The 8764-nt window shown below is 59.3% G+C and carries 9 protein-coding genes, 1 tRNA gene and 1 other RNA gene; 2 read left to right on the top strand and 9 right to left on the bottom strand.

Going from position 1 to position 8764, the window contains the following annotated elements; genetic code table 11:
• Positions 1-227 precede the first annotated feature (227 nt).
• Positions 228-701, bottom strand: a complete 474-nt coding sequence (locus tag C4334_RS05520; protein WP_352431084.1) for a LysM peptidoglycan-binding domain-containing protein — start codon at positions 699-701, stop codon at positions 228-230.
• Positions 702-1171: 470 nt separating this feature from the next.
• Between C4334_RS05520 and C4334_RS05515 the strand changes: the two genes are divergently transcribed.
• Positions 1172-1447, top strand: a complete 276-nt coding sequence (locus C4334_RS05515) for a GlsB/YeaQ/YmgE family stress response membrane protein (RefSeq protein WP_502943404.1) — start codon at positions 1172-1174, stop codon at positions 1445-1447.
• Positions 1448-1789: 342 nt separating this feature from the next.
• Positions 1790-1866, top strand: a tRNA-Pro gene (locus C4334_RS05510).
• Between the two features lie 529 nt (positions 1867-2395).
• Here C4334_RS05510 and C4334_RS05505 read toward each other — a convergent pair.
• The 8 genes from C4334_RS05505 to C4334_RS05470 form a co-directional block, all read right to left on the bottom strand.
• A complete protein-coding gene (locus tag C4334_RS05505) occupies positions 2396-2689 on the bottom strand; it encodes a hypothetical protein (protein WP_352431083.1) in 294 nt (97 codons plus the stop codon).
• 56 nt (positions 2690-2745) lie between these two features.
• An RNA gene (gene rnpB, locus C4334_RS05500) (RNase P RNA component class A) lies at positions 2746-3167 on the bottom strand.
• A 424-nt stretch (positions 3168-3591) separates the two neighbouring features.
• The gene (locus tag C4334_RS05495; RefSeq protein ID WP_352431082.1) at positions 3592-4266 is read right to left on the bottom strand and encodes a CPBP family glutamic-type intramembrane protease; all 675 of its coding nucleotides are present in this window, start codon (positions 4264-4266) and stop codon (positions 3592-3594) included.
• Between the two features lie 23 nt (positions 4267-4289).
• Positions 4290-4790, bottom strand: a complete 501-nt coding sequence (locus C4334_RS05490) for a hypothetical protein (RefSeq protein WP_352431081.1) — start codon at positions 4788-4790, stop codon at positions 4290-4292.
• Between the two features lie 86 nt (positions 4791-4876).
• Positions 4877-5959, bottom strand: coding sequence for a polysaccharide biosynthesis/export family protein (locus C4334_RS05485; protein WP_352431080.1), 1083 nt, complete (start codon positions 5957-5959; stop codon positions 4877-4879).
• 161 nt (positions 5960-6120) lie between these two features.
• Positions 6121-7917: a phosphoenolpyruvate--protein phosphotransferase gene (gene ptsP / locus C4334_RS05480; RefSeq protein ID WP_352431079.1), complete on the bottom strand. Its 1797-nt coding sequence runs from the start codon at positions 7915-7917 to the stop codon at positions 6121-6123.
• A 69-nt stretch (positions 7918-7986) separates the two neighbouring features.
• Entirely contained in the window at positions 7987-8271 is a 285-nt protein-coding gene (locus tag C4334_RS05475) for an HPr family phosphocarrier protein (protein ID WP_352431078.1), read from the bottom strand.
• A gap of 17 nt (positions 8272-8288) precedes the next feature.
• The gene (locus tag C4334_RS05470) at positions 8289-8723 is read right to left on the bottom strand and encodes a PTS sugar transporter subunit IIA (protein WP_352431077.1); all 435 of its coding nucleotides are present in this window, start codon (positions 8721-8723) and stop codon (positions 8289-8291) included.
• Positions 8724-8764 lie beyond the last annotated feature (41 nt).

Below are 8764 nucleotides of genomic sequence, written 5' to 3'. Positions count from 1 at the left end.
GGATGGAGCTTCTCGGCCTCGGCGAATCGTTGACTCTGCGTTCGACTGCGTAAGCTCTTTCTACTACCAACGTGCGCGCCTTATACCTCCAAGCAAAGCTCGCGGCGCGACAAGCGATGGTACATCGGGGCGCACGAAGCTGGCGTTTCAGAAGTGAATCAGGTCTTAGAGAAAGAAAACAGGCGGGCGCTCAAAAGCCCGCCTGTTGCATTGAATTCAGACAACGCTCAAGATTCTGCGGGCGGGATGACCAACTCCTGCCCGACTTGAATCTTGTCTGGATCCTTCAGCTTGTCGCGATTCGCATAGAAGATGCGCATGTATTCATCCGGGTCACCGTAGAACTGTTTGCTGATCTTCGACAGGGTATCACCCGGTTGCACCGTGTATGTCTGCATTTGGGCTTGCGGTGCCGCTTGTTCTTCCACAGTGATGTCGCAGATCAGATCTTGGTAGTTCGGGTCAATCAACTTGATCTGATCCCAGACCTTCTCCTTGGCCTCTTGCGAAGGCGCAACCCCCCGGATGAATAGTTTATCGTCCTGCAAGTGAAGGTTTTGCAAACGCACTCCGAGCTGATCCATAACGGTCAAAGCCGTGTGGTACTTGCTCTTCAATTGCTCGAACTTTTGCTGGGCATCAGGTTGCTGTTGCGCTGCAGTGCTAGCGCCGCGTCCGAACATGCGATCGAAAATTCCCATCTTTACCACTCTCCTTTCGTGTACAATTTTAGTCTTCCCCCTCGTCCTCTGTTGGCATACCAGAGCAACAACTGTGCCTAACCCCCGTAAGGTCGCGGCTGAAGGGTGGATACTTCAACGCCGGATGTGAATCGAACGGTCGCTCGTGACAACCCCCTTTCCTCTTCTCTTGCCGAGGGCGGCGGCGATATCGCGTTACAGAGTTCGCTGCCTGAAAACCAACGCAACACTCAACTCTCCCTGCCGCAAGCGCGCAGATCGCCTTTCCAAGTTATCCGAGCTGAGCACAAAGCTCTTTGGTTTGCCATTTGCTAGCGTAAAGCGTGGCTCTGAATTAGAGCACTAAAAGCGTACACCCACGGATGTTGCGACGTAGCGCTCCATAACAATCGAAGGGGCGCCCTCTTCAAGGGGCTTCCAAGGGGTTTGGCAAGAAGGGAACAAAACCAAAGGACGGAGGAGTTTGAAAAATGATTTTGGATATTCTCGGATGGATCATCTTCGGATTGATCGCTGGACTGATCGCCAAGGCGATCATGCCCGGTAAGGACCCAGGCGGAGCGATCGTCACGATCATACTCGGCATCGTCGGTGCCGTGATCGGCGGCTTCATAGGCCGCAATCTGCTGGGTCGACCGGACGTCAACGAATCGTTCTCGTTGACCGGCTTGCTGCTGGCCGTGCTCGGCGCGATCGTCGTGCTGGTCATCTACAGGCTTGCAACCGGACGCAGTCTGCGAGCCTAGGGCTTTCTCGAAGGCAAGCCGAGCCGAAGCAGGACGATAAACGAAGACGATCCTCGAGTGAAGGGACCAGCTAGGGCAGGAGGCTGCCTTAGCTGGTCCCTTCTGAAACTTCCACGGCTAATGAACCTTTTTCGCACAAAGGGAAGCTGTGCCGATCGCCTCTTTGTTGCTTCTTTCGCTCCTCTGTGAAAGGGTTTGTGTAGCTCGCTAGTTGCGCTCTTCCGGCAAACGTAGTAAAATTCAAGTTGCTGCTTGAGCAGCCTAATCTTTATCTTTAGTGTGTTGGAAATTTAGTCTCAACTTTCCCGAAAGAGACTATAAAATTTGCCGTGTTGAATCAGTCGGGGCGTGGCTCAGCCTGGTAGAGCATTCGCTTTGGGAGCGAAGGGTCGCAGGTTCAAATCCTGCCGCCCCGACCAACGAAGCAACTCTCTTCTCAACTCAATAGAAGCGAGAAAGATCACGCAGCACCAACCTTGTGGCAATTCTCTTCCTAACCCGATAGGCGAATACGCGAGGACCGCTCGTTGAAGCAAAGCCTTAAAAAGGCTGATTGGAGAGAAGAATCCGGTTAACTGTCGATACGTCTCCGCTCACGACGTGCCGGGGCTTTACGGCGCAATTTTGGTAAGCGACGATTCATCGAAAAGTCGTTCTATCGCGTTGGCAGGCAGCTTATGTCGGGTTGTCTTTCAACTTGTGCAAATCGCCAACCGAGTTTGCATCACTCCGCACAAAGACGATCGGTGAAGTTGCGGAACGCAACCATCGTTTGCCTCTGTCAGCTCGTTCCGCGCGAAGAGCGCTCGTGAGGGAACCGCTTCATCGTACAAGCGCCGTACCCGCTCCTTGTCGCCGAGCGCGCCCGCGACCCGTTGGTAGATAATAAGAAACTTGATGGACGGGCCTGTAACGTGGCGAGGCGCCCGCAGACAAGGAGCGGCGCTTTCAATCGCCGCTTGACCGACCGTTTCCTTGTTCTTGTTCTGCTGGGACGTAGGGCAGATCGTAGGCGCGCCGCCGCGGCCACGGATCGGTCGCCCGCCGTCGCGGACCAGAATTGGGGCCGCGACGATCCACCAAAACTCCCGGCGGGAGGTTCTTCCCGTGCACAGCCTCGGTCAAAATGCGCGTGATCTCTTGCGACAACGTCCGGTGTTCGGCGGCTGCACGTCGTCGCAAAGATTCTTTCAGTTCTACTGGAACGTAAGCTCCAATGAAGACTCCCTTGCGATTTGCCATTTTTATCTCCGGCTCTCTCCGATGAGGGTTGAATAACTTTGAAAGAGGGTCGCGCCGACGGGAACCGACCTGTAAGCCGAATTCTGTACCCTCGACTGCGAGGGTGGCGATCATTCCTCTAGCCCATCCGTCGCCGAATGGGTCAAGCGACCTACCCGGGAACGCGGAAAGCCGTTTTGGCTTTCGCTCGGACGGGCCGCCCTCAAGCGTTCCCCTATTTGGTCTTGCACCGCGAGGAGTTTGCCTAGCCGCACGTGTCACCACATGCGCTGGTGCGCTCTTACCGCACCGTTTCACCCATCACCCGCAACGGTGCGCAACCGCACCGTCCGCTGGCTGGTCTATTCTCTGTTGCACTTGTCGTCATCAACCCCTTGCGGGCTTGATGCCCTGCTGTTAGCAGGCTCGCTGCCCTGCGGTGTTCGGACTTTCCTCTCCTCCGCCATTACGGCGAAGCAGCGACCGCCCGTTCGGCTCCCGTTCAGCGCGACATCTCAATTATAAACAACTAGTGTTCAACAAGCAAATACACTTTTTACCGCGAGATGAGCGCAAAAAGTTTCGGCGCACTTGCGCTGACCTTGCGCACACGTTGCGCTGCAATGAGTTTATAGTCGCAATCGGGCCCCATTTTCATTTCCTTGATGCTCGATGCGATTGCATGCGCCCCAAAAGGGAGCGGACCGGGGTTTAGGGTCGGATCGAAAAGCTATTGGGTAAAGCGTTCAGGATGAGAAGGCGTGCTTGAGGAGTCAAAGAGCGATCTGGCGAAGCGTTTATTCCCTGACTTCCGTCCGGCGGACACGGTGGGGCGCCATTCCGGTCGAAAAGAGATTGGATGCAGCGTTTATTTTCCGACGGCAGCGCGTTCGGCAGCTACATGAGCGGATCAACAAGGGCCATCAGGTGAAGTATTTGTATCCGACGCGCAAACCGACGATGAGAGAATCAGGCAAGGTTCTAATCAGCAACCAAGACATCGTGCTATGTGAGAGGCCAAGAGCCAGTAGGTTGGGGACGCGATCGTACACCGACGCCCATATCAGCCCGCCGAGAAAGGTCGCGGCCATCAGCCCAAGATTCGGCGCATGGAGCAGCGCGAAAATGAGCGCTACGCTCAAATAGGCTTTCGGCCCACGCCCGAGGAGGATACGCAAACGGCGGTGAATGAATCCTTGCAAGGCGTACTGCTGCAACAACCCCCAAGCGAACCCCCACAGAAGAATCCACCACGCTGAGCGAACCCGTTCTGGCTCGCCCAATCCCGCCTTTCGTGCGACCCATCCGACGAGCAACAGAAGCAACGCGCCCAAAACCATCGGGCCGATGAGAAGGCACGTCGCGGGCAAGAAGTTATCCACGCGCCAACCTATTTCGCGCGCCGTCTCGCCGTGCAGACGGTGCGAATAGAGCATGAAAGCGACGGCCAGCAATCCAGGCACAACGCTGCCAAGCCGGTTGCTTCCAGATAGCGGGACGACAACCCAAGAGGTGATCAACACCGAAGCGACAACCGAAATTATCTCCCAAAAGGCGACGATCTTCTCATCGCGTTGCGCGAGCTGCTCCGATCCCATCCGTCATCTCCCGACGCTCTCTCTCATCTCGCGTCTCGGTTCGCGGCAGCCTCTTTCGGGGCGGCGATTCCTCTGCGTTCGACGCGAAACGCCAAAGGTTTCCCCAGAAGCTGCAACGTGCGGCGCGCGTCGTCTTCGCTTCGGTGCATGACGTACACGCGCGCTTCGTGCAAGCCCGCATCAAGCGGAGGCGTCTTGAACTCAAATCCGCTCGCCGCATCTTTCGCCCGCCCGGCGGCGACCACATCGGGGCGCGGGAGATCGGCCACGCTGTGCGCGATGAAACGCCCGTCGATGTATAGCTGCACTTCCACGCGACGCGCGGGCACAGCGGCATTGACGACCCATCCGGCGACGCGCGCGGCGTTGGCCTCATCAACGTTGCCGCGAAAACGCGGCTCGAAAAGTTGGAAGCTGGAGCTGGCCACCAACGCGATGATGAAGATGATGTCCAAAAAGGCTTTGGCGATCAAGGCGTGGACCAATCTCGCCACCCTGATGCGGCGCTGTTCGATGACGAGCATGGAAGAGTTTCCGTCTGGCAGCGACGCCCCACAAACCGAGCTGGGTTACTGGCAAGCCGAATCCGATTAGCGCAGCTCTGTAATCGTCACCACCGTCGACGACCGACTTCGATGCGATCACCGGGCCGCAATTCCGGGTCCGGCTCGACGCCATCCATGATAGCGAGCAGATTGTACTGCGTCCACGTCAGGCGACCATCCTCCTTTTGCCGCGAGACTTTGACCCAAATGGCGGATGAACTGCGCGCTCCACCAGCCGCGAGTATCGCTTGTGTCAAACGCATTCCCGGATGGAAGTCTATTTGACCGGGCATGTTGACGTCGCCGCCGACGTAGAGGAAAGCGGGCGGCCGCGGCGCGACGTTGACCACATCGCCGGGAAAGACGAGCATGGTCGTCGCCGCCGGATCGGCAAGATCAATGATGGTGGTCTTCCCAGTTCTGTTCGAGATGATGGTCGCTAGGCCGGCTTCGGCGCGCGGCTGGGCCTCGGCCAGCACGACGTAGAGCGGCACGGCTTCGCGCCGCAAAACCTTTGCTCCGGGTTCATTGACCAAGCCGGTGACGATCACCGTGTGACTCATGTGGGCGCGCACCGTCACAGTGACGAGCGGCTGCTCGTAAACGGCACGCTTCCGCAATTCGCCAGCGATCTTGGCGGCGATCTCTTCCGTGGTCAAACCAGCGACGATCATCGGCGGGCCAGCTAAGGGGAAGTCCAAGTAGCCGCCGTCGAGCACGGTGTAGAGCGTTGATTCGCTGTTGCGTGGCGGAGCGTTGAGCACGCGTACATCGAGCACATCGCCGACGCCGACGCGATAGATTTTGGTGAGCGCGGTCAAATCTTCAACCGGCCGAGCCTCTTTGGGCGTGGAAGAAGCAGCGTTGGCCCCCTCTTTGACGAAAGAGGCGTTGGCGCCTCCGCTTCCTGCGCGCGTTTCGTCTCCTGCTCCTGCTAGCGGAGCGATGCCTGTTTCTTCCGGTCTTCGTCGCCGTTCCTGCTCACGCAAGTACTCGCTGCGCGAAAGCCATTTCCCACGCACGAAGACCCTCTCTTCCTGCGCAGCGGACTGATTGGCGGTTGCGCCGTTGCCTGTTTGCAGCGCGCCGAGCGCCGAAGCGCTGAAGATGACGATGATGGCGGCGATGGGGAACGCTCCCGAATTCATCTTACCCTCCCTCAACTTTCCGGCCCCAACCTATCTCACTCAACACAACGCGCCAGGATTCTATCGGGGAGAGTGACGGCATGAACACAGGTGAGGCCGACGCTCCATCTTCACGGCGCCGTCATCTTTTGCGCGTTTACGCCTACCGTTTACGCCCAATTCTACTGCGCGTTTTTCGGCGGAGGCAAGGCGTCTGGTGGGAAAAGATGCGGCCATTCAGTCGACAGGCGCACGCGCACCAACTCTTCGACTTCATCGGCAGTAGCACAACCGATGCTTTCGAGCGCGATGGCGCGCGCACGGCGCGCTTCGATCTGCCGCAACACGCGGCGCACGCGCGGGATCGACGAGGCCGTCATGCTCAGGTCGCGCGCTCCCAAGCCGACGAGAATAAGCGCATAAGCGGGCGTGGCGGCCATTTCGCCACAAACCACTGCCGGAATCGGTGCGGCACGCGCCGCCTCCAGCGTTCGATAGATGCTGCGCAGCACGGCCGGATGCAGCGACCGAAACCACTCGGCGACTTCGTCGTTGCTGCGATCCACGGCCAACAGATACTGGACCAGATCGTTGGTCCCGAGACTGAAGAAATCGACTTCGGCGGCGAGCTTTTCGGCCATCATCACAGCTGAAGGGACTTCGATCATCGCGCCCAAACGGACCTCGCCCGCCGTTTGACCTTGGCGCAAGAGCCGTTGTCGTTCCTCTTCCAGCACGGCGCGCGTGCGGCGCGCTTCGGCAATATCCGAAACCATCGGTAAGACGATGTCGAGATGGCCGTGCGCCGCTGCGCGTAACACGGCGCGCAGCTGCGTCCGGAGGATATCTTCGTGCCGCAAACAGAACCGAATGGCGCGCAAGCCGAGCGCCGGATTCCGCTCTGGGGCGTGAGCGGAGAGCTTCTCGCCGCCGAGATCGAAGAGCCGGACCATAGCGCCATAGGCTCCGGCCAGTTGCGCGATCTCAACGTAGGTCTGGTATTGCTCTTCTTCGGTAGGCGCCCCATCGTGCCGTGACCACAAGAACTCGGAACGGTAGAGTCCGACGCCCTGCGCGCCGTACCGACGCACGCCTTGATACTCTGCTGGCAGTTCCAGATTGGCGCGCAAGGTAATCTCCACGCCGTCGAGCGTAAACAACGGATCTGGAGAAAGGTCCGAGACGCAAATCTCTTGCGCGGGAGTCGGCGCTTGTCGGTAAAACTGCAGCGTTTCGCTCGATGGGTGAAGGATGACTTCGTGCTGCGTCGCATCGACGATGATAGCGTCGCCTGTGCGCGCGCGGCGATACAGGTTGCGGACGCCCACCACCGCCGGGATGCCGAGACCGCGCGCGATGATGGCCGTGTGCGAAGTCCAACCGCCGATGTCCGAAACGATGGCGCGCACGTGTGCGAAATCGAGTTCCGCCGCCGCCGAAGGCAACAGCTCTTCGGCGACGATGATCGCGTCTTCGGTCAGCCTACGCGCATGCGCGCCCGCTCCGCTCAGCGCGACCAACAAACGCCGGACCACGTCTTCAATGTCCGATCCGCGCTCGCGCAAGTATTCGTCTTTGATCTCGGCGTAGACGGCGAGCAAGCGATCGCCGACCACTTTGACGGCCCATTCGGCATTGACGCGCTCGCGCTCAATGTGCGCCTCGACCTCTTCGAGCAACTTGCTGTCTTCGAGCATCAACAGATGCGCGTCGAAGATGTAGGCGTGTTCGGCACCCAGCTCGCGCTCGGCGCGTTCTTTAATGGCGAGCAGTTGCCGCCTCGCTAATCGCACGGCGGCGCGAAAACGTCGGACCTCCTTTTCGATGTCGGCTTCGTCGAGCACGGCGCGGTAAACGTACCGTCCGCTGCCATGAATACGCAGCACGCGCCCGACGGCGATCCCGGGCGATACGCCCAAGCCGCGCCATCGTCGCTCCCCTCTGTCGCGTGCGTTCACCGTCTCATGCTTTTCCGCCATGGCCTGCCCTTCGATTGCTTGCGCGCTCGCTGACATCCAACACGCCGCTGATCGCGACGGCGTTCGTGCTCACCCTTCAACCGCTTCTTCCCCGAATCCGCTCTCAAAAAGCGCCGTGAGCGCCTCGATGGCGTTGGCTTCGTCTTCGCCGCTCGCCGTCACGCGCAGTTGCGTCCCGCGACAAGCCGCCAACATGAGCACGCTCAAGATGGATTTAGCATCGGCCACAGCGCTGCCATCAGTTCTTTCCAACCGCACCGCGCTCTGAAAGCGGCTGGCCGTGCGCACAAGCTGTGCTGCGGCGCGCGCATGTAGTCCCAAGCGATTCTTGACGACCACGAGCCTTTCCGCCATCAGCCGATCGCTCCTCGTCACTTCTTGGGACCTGGCGTCAGCAATTCCCCGGCCAGATAGATGCCTTCGCGCCCTTGATCGCGCACGCGATGGGCAACCTCCGTGAGGGTTTCATCCCCGGCTTGACTCGCTAGTTTGATGACCATCGGCAGATTGACGCCCGTGACGACCTCCACCGTCCCTTCGGCGAGAAACATCGACGCGATGTTGGTCGGCGTCCCGCCGAACATATCCGTCAAGATCAAGACGCCGCGCCCTTCGGAGACCCGCGCGATGGCCCGTTCGACTTCGTCGCGCGCCGCGTCAACATCGTCGTGCCACCCGATCGACACGGCGGTGATGTGCGCAATCGGCCCGACGATCATCTCGGCTGCCGCCAACAGCTCCGTCGCCAGTTGCCCGTGCGTGACGATCACGCCGCCGACGCGCCCAGTTTTCGTTTCGCTCTGCATCGTCTTCCGCTCTCTTTAGTTTCGCTTCACTTGCGCTTCGC

The sequence above is a fragment of the Pyrinomonas sp. genome (genome assembly GCF_040289685.1).
GTDB lineage: Bacteria > Acidobacteriota > Blastocatellia > Pyrinomonadales > Pyrinomonadaceae > Pyrinomonas.
Note: the sequence above shows the minus strand (reverse complement) of the source record. Positions and strands in the feature narration are given on the sequence as shown.